The organism is Pseudonocardia hispaniensis (assembly GCF_042658695.1).
GTDB classification, from domain to species: Bacteria; Actinomycetota; Actinomycetes; order Mycobacteriales; family Pseudonocardiaceae; genus Pseudonocardia; species Pseudonocardia hispaniensis.
Genome location: NZ_JBHSQW010000025.1, coordinates 161,692 through 183,616 on the forward strand (window position 1 = coordinate 161,692; position 21,925 = coordinate 183,616).

Here is a 21,925-nt window from a genome sequence, read left to right on the forward strand (position 1 = left end):
CCGATTCCGGCCAGACCAGTCGGACCGGACGATGACGAGAACACGGGACGCAGCCGCGGCCCTCCCGGGTTCAGCCTGGAGCCTCCACACCTGGAGGCTGAGATGGCACAGACGATCGAGGGGAGCCCGTGGTTCGTCCACCCCGGTGATCCGGACTACGACGAGCTTCGCACCGTGTTCAGTTCGATGGTCGACAAGCGGCCCGCGGTGATCGCACGGTGTTCGACTCCCCAGGATGTGGCCTCGGCCCTGAACCACGGGCGCGACCGCGGCCTGGAGATCGCCGTGCGGGCGGGAGGACACTCCGCCGCCGGAATGTCGCTGTGTGACGGCGGATTGGTCATCGACGTGCGTCCGATGAAACAGATCGTCATCGACCCCGAGCGCCGCACCGCCCGGGTCGGAGCCGGCTGCACCTGGAGCGAGGTCGATCGAGCCGGCCAGGCCCACGGGCTCGCCACCACCGGCGGCCGCGTGTCCTCCACCGGTGTCGCCGGCCTCACCCTCGGCGGCGGGTCGGGTTGGCTGGAGCGCCAGCACGGCTTGGCCTGCGACAACCTGATCGCGGTGGAGCTGGTGTGCGCCGATGGCTCGCTGGTCACGGCGAGCGCGGATGAGCACCCGGAGCTGTTCTGGGCCCTGCACGGCGGCGGCGGCAACTTCGGGATCGCCACCGCCTTCACCTTCGCGCTGCACCCGGTCGGCCCGCAGGTGCTGGCCGGTCTGCTGCTCTACCCGGTCGAGCGGGGCCGCGACCTGCTACGCCTGCTCCGCGACTTCATGCCCGATGCGCCGGAGGAGTTCGGCCCGGCGCTGTTCTACCTGACGGTGCCGGTCGAGGACGGGCTGCCGGCCCACCTGCACGGCCGACTCGTCTCCGCGATCGCGCTGTGCTACACCGGCCCCGTCGAGCGGGGCGAATGGCTCCTCGAACCGTTCCGCGCGCTCGGCCCCGAGGTGGACCTGGTGGAACCGATGGCCTACGCCGACTTCCAGTGCGCACTCGACGATCCGCCCGGCAACCGGATCTGGTGGACCGCGGAGTACCTGCACGTGGTCACCGACGAGGCGATCGAGGTCATCCACCGGCACGCACTCGCGACGCCGAACCCCACGCCATCGCAGACCTTCATCGTGCCGTGGGGTGGGGCGGTCGCGCGGGTCGGCGAGGACGACACCCCACTCACCCAGCGAGATGCGACCTGGGTGGTGCACCCGGCCGCGTTCTGGGCCGACCCCGCCGACGACGACACATCGATCGGCTGGGCTCGCGACTTCCGCGACGACCTCCGCCGGTTCGCATCGGGAGGAACGTTCCTGAACTTCATCGGCGACGAGGGCGCCGACCGCGTACGGGCCGCCTACGGTGAACGGAAATACCGGCGCCTCGCCGCCGTCAAGGCGGAGTACGACCCCGGCAATGTCTTCCGCGGCAACCAGAACATCGAGCCCGCGGTCCCCGCGTTGGCCCACCGTGACAGCGGCTCGTGAGCGGAGTCACCGGCCGGCGGCCGACCTGCGTTCGGCGGACATTCCGCAATGTGCATCGCCACCTCGGACCTTGCTGAAACGGAAAGGAACCGAATTCGTGGATCGATTCGCCCGCGGATAGCTATGATCAATCAATGCACACCGGCATCCCTGTTCTGCGATTCGACCAGGCGCGCGGTGCAAGCGGCGCCTTCGCTCCCACGTTCCTCGAACAACTCCGGACCGCGCTGCACGAGGTCGGTTTCATGCAGCTGACCCACTTCGGCGCGGCCCCGGGTCAGATCGAGAAGCTGACCGAGACCACTCGGCGGTTCTTTGCGCTGCCGCAGGAGGAGCGGCTGGCCCTCAACAACCTCCACTCCCCACATTTCCGCGGCTACACGCGTCTGGGTCACGAAATCACCGCCGGTCGGCGCGACGCGCGGGAACAGCTCGATTTCGGTCCGGAGCTGCCGGTGCGCCCGCGCGCGGACTGGGACGCCCCCTACCGGCTGCTGGAGGGTCCCAACCAGTGGCCCGACTCCGCCCAGCCGGAGCTGCGGACCGTCGTGCTGGCCTGGACCGAGCTGCTCAGCCGGGTCGCCACCGAACTCACCCACGCCATCGCCGCGTGCCTGGGACTGCCCGAGGACCAGTTCGACGACGCGTTCACCGACGCCCCGCACTGGTTCGGCAAGCTCATCCGCTACGTCGGCACCGACTCCGACGGCCTCGACGCCCAGGGGGTCGGCCCGCACGCCGACTACGGCTTCCTCACGCTGCTGCTGCAGGACGGCATCGGCGGGTTGCAGGCCCGCCCGCCCCGCGCGACCGACTGGGTCGACATCCCGCCGATCGACGGCGCCCTGGTGATCAACGTCGGGGAGATGCTGGAGGTGGCCACACACGGCTACCTCGTCTCGACGGTGCATCGGGTGCTGCCGTGCGCGCCCGGGACGACTCGCCAGTCGATCGCGTTCTTCTGGTCGCCGCGACTGGACGCGACGCTGCATCCGGTTCCGCTCACCCCTGAGCTCGCGGCGCACGCCCCGGGCGTCACCGAGACCGAGCACAACCCGGTGCTGCCCCGGTTCGGGGACAACGCGCTGAAGGGCTGGTTCCGATCACATCCGGAGGTCGCCGCACGCCATCACCCGGACCTGCTGGATTCCGTGCTGGTCAAGAGCGGTCACGAGTAGGAGAACGGGCGCGGACGGCCGGGGGACGGTCGTCCGCGCCCGTTCGCCGGGTTCGGAGCGCGGAGCAGCTGCTGGTCAGGCGGGGCGGACGAGCCGGCCTGTAAGCCGGATTCTGTTCCCGGGCCCCTCGCGGTGCCCCGTTCGGCGGCCATCCATCTCGACCCGCCGTCACCGACGGGTTCTGTGCGGCCTACCCGCAGGCTCGGACGGGCCGTCCTCGAACGCCTGCGCAGCGCCCCGTCCGGTGGACGCGGCGCCTCTTGGCCTTGCTCCGGGTGGGGTTTACCGAGCCACCCCGGTCACCCGGGGTGCTGGTGGTCTCTTACACCACCGTTTCACCCTTACCCCGCGCCTCGTGAGGCTCACGACGCGCGAGGCGGTCTGTTTTCTGTGGCACTGTCCCGCAGGTCACCCTGGGTTGCCGTTAGCAACCACCCTGCCCTGTGGAGTCCGGACTTTCCTCGGCGACGGCCCCGTACGGGACCATCGACGCGGCCGCCCGGCCAGCTCGTCCGCTGTTCCAGCTTATCCAGTGCGGGATCCCGGCGGTCCGCGGGCTACCGTCCCGGTCGTGGTCGTCGCGTCGCCGGGAACGCTCGCGTTCCTCCTGCTGGCCGGTCTCCTCGCGGGTGCCGTGAACGCCGTGGCCGGTGGGGGTTCGCTGCTGGTGTTCCCCGCGCTGCTCGCGGTCGGTTTCCCGCCGCTGGCCGCCAACGTCACGAACTCGGTCGCGCAGTGGCCCGGCTACCTGGGCCTCATCCTGGGGCAGCGGCGCGACCTGCGTGAGCAGCGCCGCCGGATCCTGCTCACCTCCACCGTCTCGGTCGTCGGCGCCGGCCTGGGATGTGCGCTGCTGCTGATACTGCCGGGCTCGGTCTTCGACGCCGTCGTGCCCGCCCTGGTGCTGCTGGCCAGTCTGCTGCTCGCGCTGCAACCGCGGATCAGACGCTGGGTGGGACAACCCGAGCCCGGTGCCCCCGACCGGATGGGCGTGCTGCTTCCGGCGATCTTCGTCGCGGCGATCTACGGCGGCTACTTCGGGGGTGCGCTCGGTGTCATCCTCATCGCGACGCTGTCGCTGTTCGCCCACGATCGGCTGATCCGGCTCAACGCGCTCAAGGGGCTGCTGTCGCTGGTGATCGCGACCGTCTCGCTCGCGGTCTTCGCGGCCGGGGCGCCGGTCGACTGGCTCGCGGTCGCGCTGCTGGCCCCCACCACCCTGGTCGGCGGGTTCGTCGGCGCGAAGGTCGCGCAGCGGCTGCCGGAGACCGCTCTGCGCTGGTGCGTGGTGGGGCTCGGCGTCGTGGTCGGCGTCTGGCTGCTCGTCGACTGAACTCCGCCGACCCCTTTCCGCAGCTCAAGCCCCCCTGTGAGTGCGTAACAGTGTTAGAACACTGTTACGCACTCACAGGGGGCGTTGACCAGGCGGACGGAGGTGCCACCGTCGGGGTAGAAGTCGGCGATGCACAGCGAGGCCAGGTCGAGATGCAGCGTGTACAGGACCGAGGGGCCTGCGCCCAACGCCTCGCGCAGCACCATCTTGATCGGCGTCACGTGGCTGACCACGACGACGGTTTGTGCCGGGTAGCGCGCGACGATCTCGGCTCGCTCCGCGGCGATCCGCCGCCCGACCTGGGCGAAGCTCTCCCCACCGGGCGGGGCGACGTCCTGCGAGCCCAGCCAGGCCCCGTGCAGCTCGGGGTCCCGTTGCCGGGCCTCGGCGAACGTCAGCCCCTCCCAGGAGCCGAAGTCGGTCTCGACCAGTCCTGGCCGAACGACGAGCGGGGCGCCGGTGGCCTCGGCCACCGCGCCGGCGGTCTGCGTCGCGCGGCGCAGCGGCGAGGTCAACACGGCGGCGATCCCGTCGACGGCGGCCAACCGGGCGGCGGCGTCGGCGGCCTGCCGCAGCCCGAACTCGGTGAGCTCCGGATCGCCGTGTCCGGAGTATCGCCGCTCGACCGAGAGCGCGGTCTGGGCGTGGCGCAACAGGAGGAACCGGGTCGGTTGACCGAGCTGCCCGGTCCACGCGGTGGTCGCCGCCTGCTGCCCGGCCCCGGTCACGGAACGCCCCCGGTGTCCATCGCCTGGTTGGCCAGCTCGTCGGCGCGCGCGTTGCGGCGACGCGGTACCCAGCCGAACCGGACCGCACCCAGCTCGGCCACGAGCGCGGCCGCCTCGGCGGCCAGCGGCTGCAGGCCGGGGTGCTTGATCCGCCAGCGACCCGACATCTGCTCGACGACGAGCTTGGAGTCCATCCGTACCTCGACGTCGGTGGCTCCCAGCTCACGCGCGGCCTGCAGACCGGCGATGAGTCCCCGGTACTCGGCGACGTTGTTGGTCGCGATCCCGAGGTAGCCCTGCCGCTGCGCCAGGACCTCCTCGGTCACCGCATCGAGCACAACGGCCCCGTAGCCCGCAGGACCCGGATTGCCCCGCGCTCCGCCGTCGGCCTCGACGATCACCTTCACCGCTCGACCTTCACAGCCCCGACTCCGTGGTCCGCACCAGGATCGTGCCGCATTCCTCGCAGTGCACCAGCTCGTCGGCGGGGGCCGCGCGCAGCTGGCTGAGGAACGTACGGTCCAGCTCCAGCCGGCAGGCCCCGCAGCGCCGCTCGCGCAGCGCGGCCGCCCCCGCGTTCCCGTGTTCGCGGCGCCGCTCGTAGACCGCGAGAACCTCACCGGGGATCTCCCCGAGCATCGCGGAGCGCTCCCGCCCGCGCCCGGCCGTGGCGGCATCGAGATCGGCCAGGGCGGCGTCACGGCGCTCGGCGATCTCGGACATCGTCTGCTCGGCCTCGGCCAGCACCCCCCGGGAGTGCTCCAGATCAACGCCGAGCGCTTCGCGCCGCTCCATCACCTCCAGCTGCTCATCCTCGAGGACGGCCTGGCGGCGCGCCAGGGTCTGCAGCTCGTGCTGCAGGTCGGCGGCCTGTTTGGCGCCGACCCCGGTCCCGGCGAGCAACTGCTCGTCACGGCGAATGCGGGCTCGCACCCCCTCGACGTCATGCTCGATCCGGTGGATGTCGCGGTCGAGGTCCCCCGCGGCCGTCTCCGCGGCGACGAGCCTGTCCTTGCCCGCCTGCACCGCCGCCGCGGCCTCGGTGAGTTGGGCGTGCTCGGGGAGGGTGCGCCGCCGGTGCGCCAGCCGGGTCAACTCGGCGTCGATCTCGGCCAGGTCGAGCAGCCGCCGCTGGACGGCGGGGTCGGCCTTCATGATGGCCCCTCCTTCATCTCGCCCCCGATTGCTCACGCCCCTGCGCGAGGTCAGAACGTGCGATCGTCCAGGGGTCCGTCCGCAGAGCGGAGACGCGAACCTCGACGCTACCCCCCACCGCCGCGCGGATCACAGCCGCCGCCTGTTCGCACCACGGCCACTCCGACGCCCAGTGCGCGACGTCGACGAGCGCGGGCGTCGGACGGCCCGGCAGCGAACCCGCAAGCACGTGTTCCGAAGCCGGGTGGTGCCGCAGGTCGGCGGTGACGTAGGCATCGACACCCGCGGCGATCGCCGCGCCGAGCGCGGAGTCCCCCGCGCCCCCGCACACGGCGACCCGGCGGATCTGCCGGTCGGGGTCGCCCGCCGTGCGGACCCCCCACGCGGTGGCAGGCAGCGCGTCCGCCACCCGCTGGGTGAACGCCGAGAGCGGCTCGGGTTCCGGCAGCGCACCGACCCGGCCGATTCCCTGCGACGAGGGCAACTCGGCCAGCTCGAACACGTCGAAGGCGGGTTCCTCGTAGGGGTGCGCGGCGCGCAGCGCAGCGACGACCTCGGCGCGCCGCGCCCGCGGCAGCACCATCTCCAGCCGGGTCTCCGCGACCCGTTCGAGCTTGCCGACCTGGCCGATCGCCGGTGCTGCACCCTCGTGCGGCAGGAACTGGCCGGTCCCCGCGGTGGCGAACGAGCAGTGGCTGTAGTTGCCCAGCCGTCCGGCCCCGGCCGCCGACAGCGCCTCGTGCACGAGCGTGATCGCCGGCCCGACCGGCACGAACGCGACGATCTTGTCCATCGGCGGGCCGGCCTCCGGCTGCAACGGGCCCTCGATGGCCAGCCCGATCGCGGCGGCCAGGGCGTCGGAGACACCGGGGTCGGCGGCGTCGGCGTTGGTATGCGCCGTGAACAGCGCCGTACCCGCGCGGACGAGCCGGTGCACCAGGGCGCCCTTCGGGGTGTCCGCCCCGACCCCGTGCACCCCGCGCAGCAGCAGCGGATGGTGGGTGACGAGCAGGCCGGCGCCGATCTCGATCGCTTCGTCGACGGTCTCCCGGACCGGGTCGACGGCGACCAGCACGCGCTCGACGCGCTCGTCCGGGTCGCCGCAGACCAGGCCGACGGCGTCCCAGCTCTGGGCGAGCGGGGGCGGATACGCGGCGTTCAGGGCGGCGATGACGTCGGCGAGCCGGGGCGCGGTCATGCGGCCATTCTCGCCAAGGCCGAGGCCAGCGCCTCGACCAGCACACCGACCTGCTCCGCGGGCCGCACCGCCACCCGCAGGTGGTCCGGTCCGAGGCCGGGGAAGGTGTCGCCGCGGCGGACCGCGATCCCGGCCGCCCGCAGTTGTTCGCGCACCCGCGAACCCTGCCCGGCGGGAAGCCGCAGCAGCAGGTAGGGGGCCACCCCGGGCAGCACCTCGACGCCCGGCAGAGCGGCCAGCGCGGCGGCCTGCGCCGCCCGTCGCGTCACCAGCGTGCGCGCGGCCCGGGCCGCGAGCTCCACGGCCGCGGGCTCGCTGCAGGCGATCACCGCCTCCAGCGCGAGCGTTCCCACCGGCCACGGCGGCCGCGGCGCGGCCAGCCGGGCGAGCAGCTCCGGCGCACCCAGCGCGTACCCGGCGCGCAGCCCGGCGAGCGCCCAGGTCTTGGTGAGGCTGCGCAGCACCAGCAGACCGGGGAGGTGCCCCGGCCCGGCCAGCGACTCCGGCTCACCCGGTAGGGCGTCGGCGAAGGCCTCGTCCACCACGAGGACCCGGCCGGGTCGGGCCGCGGCCGCCACCGCGCGCGCCGGGTGCAGCACCCCGGTCGGGTTCGTCGGGTTTCCGATCACCACGAGGTCGGCGTCAGCGGGGATCGCGGCCGGATCGAACCGATGCCCGGCGGACTCCTCGGTGAGCACCCTCGTCACCGGTATCCCGGCCGCGCGCAGGGCCGCCTCCGGCTCGGTGAACCCGGGATGCACGACCGCGGCGTGCCGCGGCGCCAGCCCCGGCAGCAGCGCGAACCCCTCCGCGCTCCCCCCCAGGACCAGCACCTCCTCGGGGTGGCGGCCGTGCCGCGCGGCCACGGCGGCCCGCGCGGCGGCGTCGTGCGCCGCGCTCGGGTAGCGGGCCAGCCCGTCCAGGGCCGCGGCGAGCCGCTCGCGCAGCCACCCGGGCGGCGCGTCCGCCTGCACGTTCACCGCGAAGTCCAGCAGCCCCGGTTCCGCCTCGACGTCGCCGTGGTGGCGCAGCCGGGCGGTATCCGGATCGGGATCCGCACCGCGCATCATGGCTGAGCACCCTACGGTGATCGGGTTTCAGGCTGTGAGGGCGCTTCCCTGCTCGTCGTCGGATCCCGCGGCACGCAGCCCCTCCGCGGGAAACGGCGCATCGATCGACCTGCGCGCCGGGCTCGTCCAGCGCCCGCTCGAACGCACCCACGCGAGCGGCACCGTGTACAGCGCAAGCGCCGCGTCCAGGATCCGCAGCAGCGGGAAGGCGAGCCAGTAGGCCAGGATCCACGCGCGCCGCTCCACCGCGGCGACGACACAGGTGAGCAGCAGGTCCGGCCCGAACAGCCCGACCAGCAGCGAGGCGGGGCTCAGATGCGCCGCGAGCACGGAGTGGACGGCGGCGAACAGCGGCGGGTTCAGCACGGGGGGGAAGAGCTGCGGCAGTCCGACGACGATGAGCAGGATCGGGAGCAGCACGAACAGGAGGCTGCTGGTGAGCAGCTCGAGCAGCAGCAGCGTCACCATCGCGGTGAACAGGCTGGGTCGCGGCCGGTGCCGCCGGACGGTCTGCCACAGTCCCAGCGCCCAGCGTCTGGTCTGGCGGATGTAGTCACGGAGGTTGTCCGGGTCCTGGGTGACGGCGACGGAGTCCAAGGTGAAGGCCACCTTGCCGAGCCGCTTGCGATAGACCTCGAACGTCATGTTGAAGTCCTCGATCACCAGGCCCGGCGGATCCATCTCGATCTCGGGCAACACCGAGGTGCGGTACATGCTGGCGAAGCCCGGGACGATCTGGGTGGCGTTGGTGAACCGCCACGTCTGACCGATCTTCATCAGGCGCTGGGTGAGCGTGTAGATGCGCTGCCGGTGGCAGGACACGATCCTGCCGACCATCGAGAGCCGATGCCGGTCCCAGTGCGAGCGCACCGCGCCGGCGACGGCGACGATCCGCGGATCGTCGAACTGCGGCAGCGCGGCGGCGACGTAGCCGGGGTCGACCCGGGTGTCGGCGTCCAGCAGCAGCACCGCCGTGAACCGGTCGACCAGTTCGAAGCGCTCGATCGCCTCCCGCAGCGCGCTCGCCTTCCCGACGTTGCCGGCGGTCTCGATGACGGCGGCCCCCGCCGCCCGAGCCAGCGCGACGGTCCGGTCGGTCGACCCGTCCGAGACGACGTGGATCTGGTTCCGCGGCACCAGCTTCGCGATCGCCTCGAGGCTGTCGGCGATCACGGTCTCCTCGTTGTGCGCCGCCATGAGGACCGCCACGTCGGTCACCCCGACGCGCGACGCCACGTCGCCACGGCGGCTCGGGCGCCGCCGGGTCCACCCCTCCTCCAGCACCCGCAGCAGACCGATCGTGCCCCACAGCACGAAGTTGACCCCGATGACCAGGATCACCAACGGCCACCACGGCATCACCGGTGCGCCCCCTCCCCGCCGTCGTCGAGGGGTTGCACGGGCAGCGCTTCGTGCAGCGCCGACCAGACACGTTCGTCCTCCGCACCGAACATCCACAGGAACACACCGCGGATCCCGGCGCCGCGCGCCGCCGCGAACTTCGCGGTGGCGCTCTCGGCGTTCTCGAACCACACCTCGTGGGCCCGGCCGGTCGAATCGACGTAACGGAACCACGGCGCCTGGGCCGTGACGTCGTACGCGACCGGTACCTGGTACTGGCGAGCCCGGCCGAAACACTGCAGCCAGCTCACGGTCTCGCCACGGCCGTTCGCCCAGTCGTAACCGGACAGTGAGACCCCGAGCAGGAGCTTGTCGGCGGGAATCTGGGTCGTGGCGTAGGCCAGCACGTCGCGCACCCACCCGATCGGCGCGACCGGGCCGGGCGGCGAGGTCGACCAGTGATAGTCGTAGGCCATGAGGCGCACCTCGTCGGCGACCGCGCCGATCGCGGCATAGTCCTGCGCGACATTGCGCTCGTCGTAGCCGGCGTCGGTGGACTTCGCGAAAACCGCGACGGACAGGGTCTTGCCGTGCGCGTGCAGCGCGTCGGCGAGGCGGGTCACAAACGTGGTGAACGCGTCCCGATCACCCGCCCGCAGGTTCTCGTAGTCGATGTCGATCCCGGCGTAGTCGCCGTGGCGCACCAGGTCCGTGATGTCGGCGATGTGACGGGCCATGACCGCCGGGTCGTGCAGGATCGCCGCCACCGGCTCGTAGCTGAAACTGCCGTTCGTGACGTTCGCGAGGGTGGGAACGATGGGCATCCCGGCAGTGCGCAGCTCGCGCAGGGAGGCGTTCAGCCGGGCCGACTCGGCGGGCGGGTACTGCACGACGATCGAACCGTCGCGGGCCAGCCCGTACATCCAGGGCGAGACCTCGTTGAAGTCCTGCCGGTTGGCGAGCACGACACCGCTGCCGCCGGTGAGGTTCCAGTACGGCAGCGCGGCCACCGCCAGCATCGGCGGACGAGCCGTCGGCCGCAGCAACGCGACCAGGATGATCACGATGGCGCCGAGGCACAGGATGATCAGCCAGAGTCCGCCGCGCCACCTGGGCCGGCGGCCGCGGCGCGGCTGCCGGGTTGTCGGCAGCGGCCGCACGGCCGCCGCGGCGGCCTGCCCGGGGATCGAGGTCCGGCCCATCACGAGACCGCTGTCGCTGCCCGGTTCGCCGGCATCCGGTCCGCGATCACCGACCGGATGATGTCGTCGAGGGTGTACCGAGGCCGGAACCCGATCAGCTGTCGCGCACGGGTGCAGTCCGGGACCCGCCGCTGCAGATCCTCGTAGCCCGGTCCGTAGGCCTGCTGGTAGCTCAGGCGGACGATCGGGCTGGTCGACCCGGCGAGCTGGCGGACCCGCCGGGCGAGCTGGTTCATCGAGACCTGCTCGCAGCTCCCCAGGTTGACCGCGACGCCACAGGCGCGGTCGGTCATCGCGAGCGCGGCCAGCGCCGGGACGACGTCGGCCACATGGCAGAAGCAGCGGATCTGGGTACCCGGGCCGAACACCGTCAGCGGTTCCCCGGCGAGCGCCTGGGTCACGAAGCGCGGGACCACCATGCCGTACCGCCCGGACTGCCGGGGCCCGACGGTGTTGAACAGGCGGACGATCGTGGCTCGCAGACCGGCCGTCCGGACATGGGAGTGGACCAGGCTCTCGTCGACCGCCTTGGCCTCCGAGTAGCTCCACCGGTGGGTGAGGGGGGAGCCGACGATGCGGTCGTCGTCCTCGCGCAGCCCGAGCCGGGTGTTCTTCCCGTACACCTCGCTGCTGGAGGCGACCAGCAGTCGCGCGCCGGAGGCCGTCGCGGCCTCGACGACGTTCTCGGTGCCGTGGATGTTGATTCGCAGGCTCTCGGCCGTGCGATCGCGGATGACGAAGGCGCCGACGGCGGCCGCGAGGTGGAACACGACGCCGGACTGACCGACGAGGCGTTCGACGAGCGGGCGGTCCAGGATCGACCCGGCTACGAACCGCAGCCTCGGGTGGTCGCGGACGGCGTCCAGGTTCGCCCGGCGGCCGGTGCTGAGATCGTCCAGCACGATGACGTCCCCGCCCCGAGCGAGCAGATGTTCGACCAGATGCGAGCCGATGAACCCGCAGCCGCCGGTGACCAGGGCCGTCATCGCGCAAGCCCGATCGTCTGGGCCCCTGCGGCTCGTGGCCGGGCGGCCCGCCGTCCCCGCCGCCGGCGGGGAGACCGGCCGGCCGCCATGAGCCGTTCGTAGAGGTCATCGATCCGGCCGGCCACCGCGGGCATGCCGTATCGCTCCCGGATCGCCGTCCCCGCCCCACGCGGGCGGGGCCCGGTTGCCACCTCGCGAGCGATCTCCGCCCGCAACCCGGGGATGTCGCCGGGCACCCGGCGGGCCCGGTCGGTGGCGACGTCGGTGAGCGCGGGGCAGGTGGTGTAGAGGGCCAGCAGGCCGTTGGCCATCGCCTCCAGCACCGAGAGCCCGAACGTCTCCTGCGCCGAGGACGCGACGAACAGGTCCATGGCGGACAGCACGGCGGCCACGTCGTGTCGCTCACCGGCGAACGTCACCCGGTCGGTGACACCGTGCCGCGCCGCGACCGACTCCAGCTGCCTGCGCTGCGGCCCGTCGCCGACCACGAGCAGCCGCACCGGCCCGGCCATCAGCGGCGCGACGGCCTCGATGACGAGGTCGAACCGCTTGTTGGGGTCGAGCCTGCCCAGCACGCCGACGACGTAGTCATGCTCGGCAACGGCGAACTCGCGCCTGACCCGGACCCTGGCTTCGGCATCGAAGGCGACCCGATCGAGATCCACCCCGTTCGGGATGACCTGCACTGTCCGTTCGGGGACGCCCCACCGCACCAGCCGGTCCCGGACCGTGTCGGAGACGGCGATCGTCGCGTCACCGCACAGCCCGGTCGCCAGATAGAGGGCGCGCACGGCGACGGTCATCCTGCGGCGCTCCAGGTGGGTCTCACCGATGGAGTGCTCGGTCGCCACGATCACCGGGGTGCCCGCGAGGCGCGCGGCGGCCCGGCCGTAGACGCAGGACCGGTACAGGTGGGTGTGGACGACGTCGTAGTCGTCCTGGGCGATCAGGTCACGAAGCCGGAACAGCGCCGGGAGCTCGGTGTTGCGGGTCATCGCGAGGTCCCGGACCCGGATCCCGTCGCGCGCGATCATGTCCGCGACCGGACCGGGGTTGTAGAGCGTCACCACATCGGCGCTGTGCCGCGTGTGCCGCAGCAACGAGCGGAGCTGAAGCTCCGCTCCGCCGACACCGAGCCCGGTGATCACATGCAGGACCTTCACCATTCCTCCTCGCCAGGTCACGTGGCCGGATCCGCAGCGCGGACGAACCCACCGCGGGCAGCGTGCGCGCCAGGGCCACCAGGTCCAGCCACGGCGACCAGTACTCGATGTACTGGTTGTCGAACCGGGCACGATCCACAATGGATGTATCGCCGTGCAGCCCGTGCACCTGCGCCCAGCCGGTGAGGCCGGCCCGCATCCGATGGCGGTCCGCGTAGCCGGGTACGTCCCTGGCGAACCGGGCGGCGAAGTACGGCCGCTCCGGCCGCGGCCCGACGAGCGACATCTGTCCGCGCAGGACGTTGTAGAGCTGCGGCAGCTCGTCCAGGTGCACGGCCCGGATCCAGCGGCCGTACCGGAGGCACTGTCCGGGATCGATCGTCCAACGGGTGTCGGCGTCCGGATCGTCCACCAGACTGCGAAACTTGATCACCTCGGCGCAGCCGTCGCGCCCGACGACGCGCCGCTGACGGAACAGGACGGGCCCACCGCTGCCGAGCCGGACCGCGAGCGCCGTCCCCACCAGCACCGGCGCCAGGACGACGAGCAGCACGGCGGCGCCCACCAGGTCTGCCCCGCGCTTGACGAGCAGGCCGACTCGGCGGCAGCCGTGGCGACGCAGCGGGATGAGGGGGATGCCCCAGAGCTCGTCCAGGCAGCCGCGCGGCACCGCCATCCCCAGCTCGGGTACCCGCGGCACCACACACACGTCTGCCGGCCACGGCCGGGCCGCCCGCAGCTGCGAAACGAGTTCGGGTCCCGCCCCGCCCGGGTCGCAGATGATGATCCGCGTGATCCGCTGCCGGACGACCACCTCGGTCAGCTCGGCGATGCTCCCGAGCCGCGGCAGCGCCGGCCCGTCCGGCTGCCCCGGGCGAGCGTCGAGGAACCCTCGCAGGGCCAGTCCCAGCTCCGGATGCGCCCCGAGCAGCCGGGCCAGCTCCGCCGCGGTGGGACCCGAGCCGACCAGCACCGTCGGCTCCACGAGCCACCCGCACCGGCGCGCCGCCCGCAGCGCCGCATACGTCACACACCGAAGGACCACGACCGCGGCGGCACAGACCAACGCCAGCCACACCGCCTCGACCGCTCCCCACCACGGAGCCACCACCAGCAGCCCGATCCCGTGGCCGGCCAGGATCCGCGGCACCTGGGTGGAGACCCGCGGGCAGATCGGCAGCCGATGCCGCCCATCCGCGGCGAGCAGGCCGAGGACCAGCGCCGCGTACCCCGCCGCGGCGATGCCGGCGCCCGGCACCGATCGACCGAACCCGGTGACCGCCGCCGCCAACGCCAGCACGTCCCCGGCCGGGATCACAGCCCAGCCGGACCGCCCCGGGCCGGCGGTGCGGACCCCGAGGCGGAACCCGGCCGGGACGACGTCCCGGGCCTGCGCGGGAGCGCTCATCTCGCCGCACTCGCCGCCTCGGCCGACCACGCGGCCGGGGCGAGCCGCCGCGCGAGTGTGGCGGCCGCGAAGGCCGCGCCGTAGACGAAGCGCATCACCGGGCCGAACGCGGCGGCCACCGCCGGACCGGCGAAGTACAGGCCCGGGACCGAGGACTGGAAATCCACCCCGACATCCGGGGCACCGTCGACGGTCCGGACCCGGGCCAGCAGGTCGTCGTCGAGAAACGACAGTCGGCTCAGGTCTGGGCGGTATCCGGTGGCCGCGAGGACGTGATCGGCGACGATCGTCCGGCGACCACCGTGATGAGCGCGCAGGTCCAGCCGGACCCGGTTCCCCTGCGCCTCCGCCCGTTCGACCACGTGCCCGAGCAGAACCGGCACCCGTCCCTCGACCCGCGGCCGCAGCCAGTGCGCCCCGGCCGGACCCAACGCGGTTCGGGCGGTGCGCACCCGGCGCCCGACCGGCAACCTGCGGTACAGCCGCGGCTGGCAGGAGTAGAACCAGGTGGCCCAGCCGGATCCGAGGGGCGCCTCCGGCTCGCGCAGCCGGTGCCGGATCGATCGGTGAGCCGCCAGCGGGTCACCGTTCCACACCAGCCGGATCGTGCGGGCGACGACGTGCACGCTCGCGCCCTGCTCGCGCAGCAGCGCGGCGGACTCCAGGGCGGACTGGCCCGCCCCGACGACGACGACCTCGCGGCCGCCGAAGCCGCCGAGATCGGCGTGGGCGCTGCTGTGCGTGCACAGCCGCGCGGGCAGCCCGGCCAGGACGTCCGGCACCTGCGCGAAGTGCTGGACCCCGGCCGCGATGACGACCTCGCGGGCCCAGACGCGTTCGGTCGTGGCCAGCTCGACCTCGTAGCCGCCGTCGCGCGCGCTCACCCCGGTGACGTGCACCTCCTCGAGGCCGGGTGTCGCCCGCTCCCGGAACCAGTGGCCATAGGCGACGAAGTCCTCAAGCGCGACCGGCAGGCCGTAGTCGGCATAGTCGCGCCCGGTCTGGGCGCAGAACTCGCCGAGCGTGAGGCGGCCGCTCGGATCGGAGAGGCTGGAGGCGTACCCCTGGGACTTGAGGTACATCCCCCGGGGCATCGCCTGCTCCCAGAGCTGCATCGGCAGGCCGAACTGGCGGAACCGCAACCCCGTGGCGCGCAGGTGCGCCGCCAGGGACAGGCCGTAGGGCCCCGCCCCGACGATCGCGGCGTCGATTCGGTCATCCATCTCGGTCCACCCCTCGCTGTGCGGGCGGCCTGCGTCGCGCCGCCCGTCCGGGCCGGTAGCTCGGTCCGCCCGCGGCACGCCGCCACCGGCCGCAACGCAGCGGGCGGGTGAGGACTCGCTGCCCCATCCGCAGGCACATCAGCCCGAACGGCAGCAGGTCGTCGCGGGCGAACCAGGCGGTCTCCTCGGCGCCGCGGACCGACGAGAGCCACGCGCGCACGTCGAGCTCGCCGACCCGGCGGTAGCCGATCGCGGCGATCGGGTCGTAGTTCTCCACCACGAACCGCCGTCCGGTCACCGCGGCGGCCGCCGGGACGGCCCGGCCGGTCAGATCCAGGTACGCCGCGATCACCACGTCGACCCCGGCCTGGTCGCGGAACAGCCGGAACTGAGCGCCCAACCGGGGGTTGAAGTCCAGTAGCTGGTACGTGCGGTCCCGTGCGTTCCAGCGGAAGTCGAGGTCGACGATGCCCCGGTAACCGGTTCTGGCCAGCAGCTCGACCGCGGTCCGCCGCAGGATCGGCAGGTTGGCCGAACGCCCGAGGCAGGTGAGGCCCGCGTGGTGTGGATAGGACCGGTCCTTGATCCCGGTGAACGCGGGGCGGCAGACCGACCGGGCGTCGCAGTAGCCGTGGAAGAACCGGTCGCTGCCGGCCCCGCCGGGGATGAACTCCTGCAGCATCAGCTCCGCACCCGGCTCGCGCCCGGACTCCCGGTACACCCGCTCGAGCTCGGCGGGGGTACCGACGAGCATCGTGCTGCGCAGCGTGGCGCGGCGGGCCGGGCGCCACGGGGTGGCGAGCTTGACGACGACGGGGAACCCGATCCGGTCCGCGAACCGCCTCGCCTCGCCGAGGCTGCCGGGCGCCAGCGCGGGCGGGGTGGATATCCCGTACTCGGCGCACAGCCGATGCAGCGACAGCTTCCCGGCGACGCGCCGGGGCAGGTCGGGCGGCGGGGCGGGAAACCGGAACACCGAACGCAGCGGGTCACCGTGCTCGGCCAGGAAGATTGCGCCCGCGTCGTCGGTGGGGATGAGCACAGCCGGTCGGCCGATCCGCTCGGCGAGCACCTGCAGCCCGGCCACCAGCGGCTCGGGGTCCTCGGCCGGAGGCCGCCAGAACCAGCGTCCCTGCAGGTACCGCGACCCCGCGGCGGGCGCCAGCCGGTCCTCGTGCACGCCGTACACGGGCACCCCGAGCCGACCGAGGCTGCGAATGGCACCGAGCCCGCCGTGGTGCATGACGTTGGGGTCGAGCTTGAGCACGACGGCCGGGGTGCTGACATCGAGGTCAGGAAGCATCTGGCTCCGTCCCGTCCCCGGTCGGCTCAGACGACCCGGCGATGCGCGGCGGCATCGAACAGGTAGGTCGCATCGAGTACCCGCCGGCAGGTCGCGGCCCACCCGATGTCCACACCGGGATGCACGACGTGGATCAGCACGAGGTCCCAGTCGACGGCGGCCGGGTCACGCTCGCCGACCAGCACCCGGCCGCCAGGCAGCGTGATCACCGGAAGCAGCGGGTCGTGGTAGTGGATGTCGGCGCCGCGGGCGGCCAGCCCGGCGAGGATCGGCAGAGCCGGCGACTCGCGCAGGTCCCGCACCCCGGCCTTGTAGCCGGCTCCGACCACGATGACCTTCGCGCCGGCGACCGCCAGCCCGTCCTCGGCCAGCACCTCGGCGGCGCGCCGGACGACCCGGTCCGGCCGGTCGTCGATGCCGCGCATCGCCTGCTCGATCATCGGCGCGGTGCGGCCCACCCGGCGCAGCTGCCACAGCAGGTAGTGCGGATCGCACGGGATGCAGTGCCCGCCCACCCCGGGCCCCGGGAGGGCACCGAGGAAACCGTAGGGTTTGGTACCGGCGGCGAGGGTCACCTCGATCGGGTCGAGGCCCAGGAATCCGCAGATGTCGGCGACCTCGTTGGCCAGGGCGAGGCTGACGGCGCGGAAGATGTTCTCGTAGAGCTTGGTCAGTTCGGCCGCCTCCGGGGAGGTCACGAGGAAGACCGAGTCGGTCAGCTGCCGGACCACCTGGGCGGCCTGCGATGCGCACTCCGGGGTCGCCCCACCGACCACGCGAGGCGTCTCCCGCTGGACGTGATCCGGGTTCCCCGGGTCGATCCGCTCCGGGCTGAAGGCCACGTGCACATCCGTGCCCACCGTCATCCCCCGGCGCCGGAACGGTTCGATCAGCAGTTCTCGGGTGGTGCCGACGAAGCTCGTCGAGGTGAGGATGATCGTCTGTCCGCTCCGGGCGTGGGCGACGACGTCGTCGCACGCGGCGCGCAAGGCAGTGAGGTCCGGATCGCGGCGCTCGTCGACCGGGGTGGGGACGCAGACGATGACGGCGTCGTGGTCGGCCACCGCGGCGACGGCCGTGGTGAGCCGGAACCCCTGGTCGCCCGTGGCCGCCGCCAGCCGCCGCCGATCGCCGTCGCAGAGATCGACGTCGCCGCCCTCGATCGCCCTCAGCCGTTCCCGGTCGATGTCGACACCCGTGACGATCGGCACCCGGCCGTGCAGCGCCAGCGCCGTCGGGAGCCCGACGTAGCCGAGTCCGACGACCGCGACCGACCGCGGCCCGCTCCGGCCTCGGGATCCGTGCGCCTGCGCCACCGGGAACGGAACCAGGAGCCGCTCCAGTAGCCGTTCTCGGCCGTTGACGGCCAGCGACAGTGGGTGGCGTCCGTTGCTCGCGTCGGGTTCAGCCGCTGCCGTCACGTCGCCTCCGATCGTGTCGGGACCGGGCCCACCCTCGCACCGCAGGCAGCGGCGGTCCTCGGTCATTCGTGCGAGCTGGGCTACGAATCGCACATGTCGGGAATGGCCATGGCCGTCCCGATCCGATGCCGGCACCGCTTCGCCAGCAGCCGCAGCGTCCGGTCGCGGTCACCGATGTAGGTGCGGGGCAAGGCATGAACACCGCTGAGCCGGGACGGCCGGATCGCGCAGGCGTACCGATACCCTGCCGCGCGCACCGCCGACACGGCCGCGGCGTCGACGTCGCCGTAGGGATAGCAGAACCCGGCGACGTCCTGGCCGGACACCTCCTGCAGGAGCCACCTGCTGTCGAGGAGTTCGGTCTGACGCTGCGCCGCGGAACCCGACGTCAGGGACGTATGCCACAGGCCGTGCGAGCCGATCTCCATGCCCGCCGCCGCGACCGTGGCGACCTGCTCCGCCGTCAGCAGCGGCTTCGCCGTCCCGGCGTCGTCCCACGCGTTGTACCCGCCGATCCGGCCTGCGACCACGTACACCGACGCGGTGAACCGGTACCGGCGCAACAGTGGCAGGACGTGGTCGACGAAATCGGCGTACCCGTCGTCGAAGGTGAGTCCGACCAGGCCGCGTGCGGTGCCCGCGCGCAACGCGCCCAGCAGCTCACCGACCGAGGTACCCCGCAGGCCACGGCGCCGAAGCCAGCGCAGCTGTTCGTCGAACCGTTGCGGGCGCACCGTCACCAGATACGGGTCATGGTCATACGGAGCGACGGAGTGGTACATCAGGATCAGCGGACAGCGGCCCCCGTGCAGCCGGGTACGCTGCCGCGATTTCCGCCCGACCATCTCGCTCATGACGACCCGCTTTCGCCCGCTCCCCCGCGGCGGACCCTAAAGTTGGCCGAGCCCGGGTGCTCCCCGCGTTCCGGGGATCCGGGCTACGCCCTTTATGGCAGCTCCGGCCCGCTCCATCGGGGGATGCGATGACCACTGCGCGCCGCCAGGCCCTCAAGGCCTTCGACACGACGGCGACGATCACCGACCCACGCTGGTTCGAGTGGGTCTACGAGCAGGGATTCCGGCTCTATGTCATGCACAGCACGGTATGGGGAACCGGACTTCCGTGGCCGCGCACTCAGCCGCAGCTACGGATGGCGATCGACGCCGGGCTGAAGGTCGCGGTGTACACCCGCGATCCGCGCCATTGGCGCGCGGGAATTCAGGCCGTGGGCCGGTTTCGCGATCACGTGCAGTTCTTCCCGCTCGACGTCGAGACCGACCCCGGCTGCCGGGTGACCCGGGACATGGTCGATGGCATCACGGCGATGGGGATCCGACCGGTGATCTACTCCGGGGCGGGAATGTGGCACGAGGTGATGGGCGGGAACGTCACGGAATTCGCGGACGTTCCGCTGTGGGAAACCCATGTCACCGGAGCGGTCACGCTGGAGAACTACGCAGCCACCCTCGAATCGCCGGCCCCGGTTCCGTTTGGCGGCTGGAACACCCGCCGCACACCTCGGATCATGGTGCAGCAGGCGTTCGACGTCGCGCTCGGCGGAGTCGGCGTCGACCTCAACTCGGTTGACGGCGCGTTCTTACGGTAGCCGGCCGAGCCCCCGGAATAACGCGCCGCGGCCCCTCGGAAAAGCTGCGCCCACCGATTGCGGACAAGATGCGGCCGGGTCGGGGTGTCCTGGCCTGCGCCCCCGCACCGAAAGCCTCGTCCGGATAGAACCCGACCGATCGTGCAAAGCTGACGGCTTCGAGGCGGCTGTGCACTCCGATCTTCGAGAACACCTTGTTCATATGGGTACGAATCGTATGCGCGGACACATCCAGCGCGTCGGCGATTTCCCCGGCGGAACAGCCTTCGACCATACCGTGCAGCACGTCGCGTTCTCGGGCCGTCAGCGAATCCAGCGGACCGTCCTGCTCCCGCGCCCGCCGCACATCCTCGCGCAGCGCGCGCAGCACCGCCCCGAGCTGCGCGGGCGGATAGCAGGCATGGCCGCGGCAGACCTCCCGGATCGCCTCGAGAAGATCCTCCAACCCTGATTCCTTGGACACCCATGCATCGACCCCGGACCGCGCCGCCAGCACCGCCCCGTCGAGATCCTGGTCCGCGGTCAAGGAGATGAGACGCGCTTCTGGCCAGGCGATACGCACCCGATTCAAGATCCGCCTGGAGCGAATCCGGACCGACATCGTCTCGACCACGACGACGTCCGGCCGGCTTCGGCGGACGGCGGCCAACAAGCCCGGATCTCCCGGGGTGTACGTACCGACGACCAGGATGTCCGGCACTCTCGACAGATGCGCGGCCAACGACTCGGTCAACAGCCGATGATCGTCGACGAGGACCACCCGCACGACGTCCATCGCCTGAGCATGAACCACGCGGACCCGGCCGTCCTCATACAGATGCACCAGGATCGACACAACAAGGAGTGGACCGGCGTTCGTTCGGAACCACCCGAGTCAATTCGCCGGATCATCGAAGGTTCCGCCCGCAAACACATCGAAACGTTTTCCATGATCCAGCCGACTAGCTCAATGGCGTTGCCGGTCACGGCGACCACCGATCGTCGCCGCGTCGGCCGGCCAAAACAAGATCCTAATTGCTGGTATGGGGGAATTGTGGCAATTGAGTCCCGGTGCCAGGAGTCTGCGTTCGACCCCGGCCCGCACAGGGTGTCGGACCTTCATCGGCCTTTGCCGCATCCGGTCGATTCGGAGCTTCGCCGCTCGGCGCCCGACGGCCACACCGGGCGACACCACTCGATGCGATTCGGCCGGCCACCGATGACGATCGTGGTCGCCAGTGACCACCGGATCTTCGTCAGATCTTTGGTCACCGTCCTGAGCCGTGACGCGCTCGACGTGGTCGGCGTCGGCTACTCCCCGATCCAGGCCGTCGACCAGGTCCGCGCGCATCGGCCCGACGTATGCCTGCTCGATCGGCGTTTCTCGACCGCCGAGACGCTCGGGATCGTCGACGCTGTGCTGGCGGCGAGCCCGTCGACACGGGTCGTCCTGCTGACCGAGGGCGACCGCAGGGACACGGCGAACGCCGCCCTGCATGCGGGTGCGGCCGGCTGTGTCCACAAGACCCATGGCGTCACCGCTCTGCTGCGCGCCATCCACATCGTCGCGGGGGGTGGCACGGCCACCGAGTCGGCGGATCCGTGGGTCCGCCACGAGTCCGCCGAGGTCGAGGCCGCGCGCCGGCTGGCCGCGCATCTGACGGTCCGCGAGTGGCAATGTCTCGAACTGCTCGTGGAGGGGCTCGACAGCAAAGCCATGGCGGCCCGGCTGACGATCTCGGTTCCCACCGTACGCAGCCATGTGCAGGGGTTGCTCACCAAGCTGGGGGTCCACTCCCGCCTGGAAGCGACGTCGTTCGCCATCCGATACTCCCTCGTCAACCCCACCGTGAGTGCGTAACAGTGTTAGAACACTGTTACGCACTCACAGGGGAGACTGGGCTGCGTGAATGCTCCCCGAGAGAAGCTGTGCGTGGCGTTCGTCTGTACCGGCAACATCTGTCGCTCGCCGATGGCGGCGCAGGTCTTCCGCGCCGAACTGACCCGCGCTGGGCTCGCGGACCGGGTCGCGGTGATCAGCGCCGGAACCGGTGACTGGCACGTGGGCAACCCGGCGGACGAGCGGGCGGTCGCGCTGCTGCGCGACCGCGGCTACCCCGTCGACCACGTGGCCCGCCAG

General features: G+C 72.1%; 18 protein-coding genes, 1 other RNA gene and 2 pseudogenes. 6 read left to right on the top strand and 15 right to left on the bottom strand.

Features of this window, described 5'->3' with window-relative positions; translation table 11 throughout:
• Positions 1 to 102 precede the first annotated feature (102 nt).
• Positions 103 to 1,491 (top strand): FAD-binding oxidoreductase, encoded by a 1,389-nt coding sequence (locus ACFQE5_RS11450; protein WP_379584844.1) that lies wholly within the window; start codon positions 103 to 105, stop codon positions 1,489 to 1,491.
• Between the two features lie 134 nt (positions 1,492 to 1,625).
• Positions 1,626 to 2,669 carry an isopenicillin N synthase family dioxygenase gene (locus tag ACFQE5_RS11455; RefSeq protein WP_379584845.1) on the top strand — a complete coding sequence of 348 codons (1,044 nt, stop codon included), beginning with the start codon at positions 1,626 to 1,628 and terminating at the stop codon, positions 2,667 to 2,669.
• An 85-nt stretch (positions 2,670 to 2,754) separates the two neighbouring features.
• On the opposite strand, the gene rnpB is transcribed toward ACFQE5_RS11455, so the two are convergent.
• Positions 2,755 to 3,180: RNase P RNA component class A (rnpB, locus tag ACFQE5_RS11460), an RNA gene on the bottom strand.
• A 60-nt stretch (positions 3,181 to 3,240) separates the two neighbouring features.
• Between rnpB and ACFQE5_RS11465 the strand changes: the two genes are divergently transcribed.
• A complete protein-coding gene (locus tag ACFQE5_RS11465) occupies positions 3,241 to 4,002 on the top strand; it encodes a sulfite exporter TauE/SafE family protein (protein ID WP_379584846.1) in 762 nt (253 codons plus the stop codon).
• A gap of 53 nt (positions 4,003 to 4,055) precedes the next feature.
• Here the strand turns inward: ACFQE5_RS11465 and ACFQE5_RS11470 are convergent.
• The 13 genes and pseudogenes from ACFQE5_RS11470 to ACFQE5_RS11530 form a co-directional block, all read right to left on the bottom strand.
• Positions 4,056 to 5,131: pseudogene (locus tag ACFQE5_RS11470) on the bottom strand (histidine phosphatase family protein).
• A 16-nt stretch (positions 5,132 to 5,147) separates the two neighbouring features.
• Entirely contained in the window at positions 5,148 to 5,885 is a 738-nt protein-coding gene (locus ACFQE5_RS11475) for a zinc ribbon domain-containing protein (protein WP_379584847.1), read from the bottom strand.
• Positions 5,886 to 5,898: 13 nt separating this feature from the next.
• Positions 5,899 to 7,083, bottom strand: coding sequence for a Nif3-like dinuclear metal center hexameric protein (locus ACFQE5_RS11480; RefSeq protein WP_379584848.1), 1,185 nt, complete (start codon positions 7,081 to 7,083; stop codon positions 5,899 to 5,901).
• On the bottom strand, positions 7,080 to 8,150 hold the full coding sequence (cobC, locus tag ACFQE5_RS11485; protein ID WP_379585064.1) for an Rv2231c family pyridoxal phosphate-dependent protein CobC: 1,071 nt from the start codon (positions 8,148 to 8,150) through the stop codon (positions 7,080 to 7,082). The genes ACFQE5_RS11480 and cobC overlap by 4 nt, the downstream gene beginning before the upstream one ends.
• A 30-nt stretch (positions 8,151 to 8,180) precedes the next feature.
• A complete protein-coding gene (locus tag ACFQE5_RS11490; protein WP_379584849.1) occupies positions 8,181 to 9,494 on the bottom strand; it encodes a glycosyltransferase family 2 protein in 1,314 nt (437 codons plus the stop codon).
• A 17-nt stretch (positions 9,495 to 9,511) separates the two neighbouring features.
• Positions 9,512 to 10,696, bottom strand: a complete 1,185-nt coding sequence (locus tag ACFQE5_RS11495) for a glycosyl hydrolase family 18 protein (RefSeq protein ID WP_379584850.1) — start codon at positions 10,694 to 10,696, stop codon at positions 9,512 to 9,514.
• Positions 10,696 to 11,682 (bottom strand): NAD-dependent epimerase/dehydratase family protein, encoded by a 987-nt coding sequence (locus tag ACFQE5_RS11500; protein WP_379584851.1) that lies wholly within the window; start codon positions 11,680 to 11,682, stop codon positions 10,696 to 10,698. The genes ACFQE5_RS11495 and ACFQE5_RS11500 overlap by 1 nt, the downstream gene beginning before the upstream one ends.
• Complete coding sequence (locus ACFQE5_RS11505; RefSeq protein ID WP_379584852.1) at positions 11,679 to 12,848, bottom strand: glycosyltransferase; 1,170 nt, start codon at positions 12,846 to 12,848, stop codon at positions 11,679 to 11,681. Before ACFQE5_RS11505 ends, ACFQE5_RS11500 begins: the two co-directional genes overlap by 4 nt.
• Before the next feature lie 58 nt (positions 12,849 to 12,906).
• A pseudogene (locus ACFQE5_RS11510) lies at positions 12,907 to 14,253 on the bottom strand (sugar transferase); the annotation flags it as partial.
• Positions 14,250 to 15,476, bottom strand: coding sequence for an NAD(P)-binding domain-containing protein (locus tag ACFQE5_RS11515; RefSeq protein ID WP_379584853.1), 1,227 nt, complete (start codon positions 15,474 to 15,476; stop codon positions 14,250 to 14,252). The pseudogene ACFQE5_RS11510 and the gene ACFQE5_RS11515, both read right to left, overlap by 4 nt.
• The gene (locus ACFQE5_RS11520; RefSeq protein WP_379584854.1) at positions 15,469 to 16,779 is read right to left on the bottom strand and encodes a carboxylate--amine ligase; all 1,311 of its coding nucleotides are present in this window, start codon (positions 16,777 to 16,779) and stop codon (positions 15,469 to 15,471) included. The genes ACFQE5_RS11515 and ACFQE5_RS11520 overlap by 8 nt, the downstream gene beginning before the upstream one ends.
• 26 nt (positions 16,780 to 16,805) lie before the next feature.
• Complete coding sequence (locus tag ACFQE5_RS11525) at positions 16,806 to 18,200, bottom strand: nucleotide sugar dehydrogenase (RefSeq protein WP_379584855.1); 1,395 nt, start codon at positions 18,198 to 18,200, stop codon at positions 16,806 to 16,808.
• 80 nt (positions 18,201 to 18,280) lie between these two features.
• Complete coding sequence (locus ACFQE5_RS11530; protein ID WP_379584856.1) at positions 18,281 to 19,054, bottom strand: polysaccharide deacetylase family protein; 774 nt, start codon at positions 19,052 to 19,054, stop codon at positions 18,281 to 18,283.
• A 128-nt stretch (positions 19,055 to 19,182) separates the two neighbouring features.
• On the opposite strand from ACFQE5_RS11530, the gene ACFQE5_RS11535 reads away from it, so the two are divergent.
• Positions 19,183 to 19,806 carry a hypothetical protein gene (locus ACFQE5_RS11535; RefSeq protein WP_379584857.1) on the top strand — a complete coding sequence of 208 codons (624 nt, stop codon included), beginning with the start codon at positions 19,183 to 19,185 and terminating at the stop codon, positions 19,804 to 19,806.
• Here the strand turns inward: ACFQE5_RS11535 and ACFQE5_RS11540 are convergent.
• A complete protein-coding gene (locus ACFQE5_RS11540; protein WP_379584858.1) occupies positions 19,775 to 20,581 on the bottom strand; it encodes a LuxR C-terminal-related transcriptional regulator in 807 nt (268 codons plus the stop codon). The two genes, ACFQE5_RS11535 and ACFQE5_RS11540, sit on opposite strands and share 32 nt — an antisense overlap.
• On the opposite strand from ACFQE5_RS11540, the gene ACFQE5_RS11545 reads away from it, so the two are divergent.
• Together ACFQE5_RS11545 and ACFQE5_RS11550 are read left to right on the top strand one after the other, a co-directional pair.
• On the top strand, positions 20,546 to 21,646 hold the full coding sequence (locus tag ACFQE5_RS11545; RefSeq protein ID WP_379584859.1) for a response regulator transcription factor: 1,101 nt from the start codon (positions 20,546 to 20,548) through the stop codon (positions 21,644 to 21,646). The genes ACFQE5_RS11540 and ACFQE5_RS11545 overlap by 36 nt on opposite strands.
• Before the next feature lie 111 nt (positions 21,647 to 21,757).
• Positions 21,758 to 21,925: arsenate reductase/protein-tyrosine-phosphatase family protein (locus ACFQE5_RS11550; protein WP_449301270.1), on the top strand; the 168-nt coding region annotated here is incomplete at its 3' end.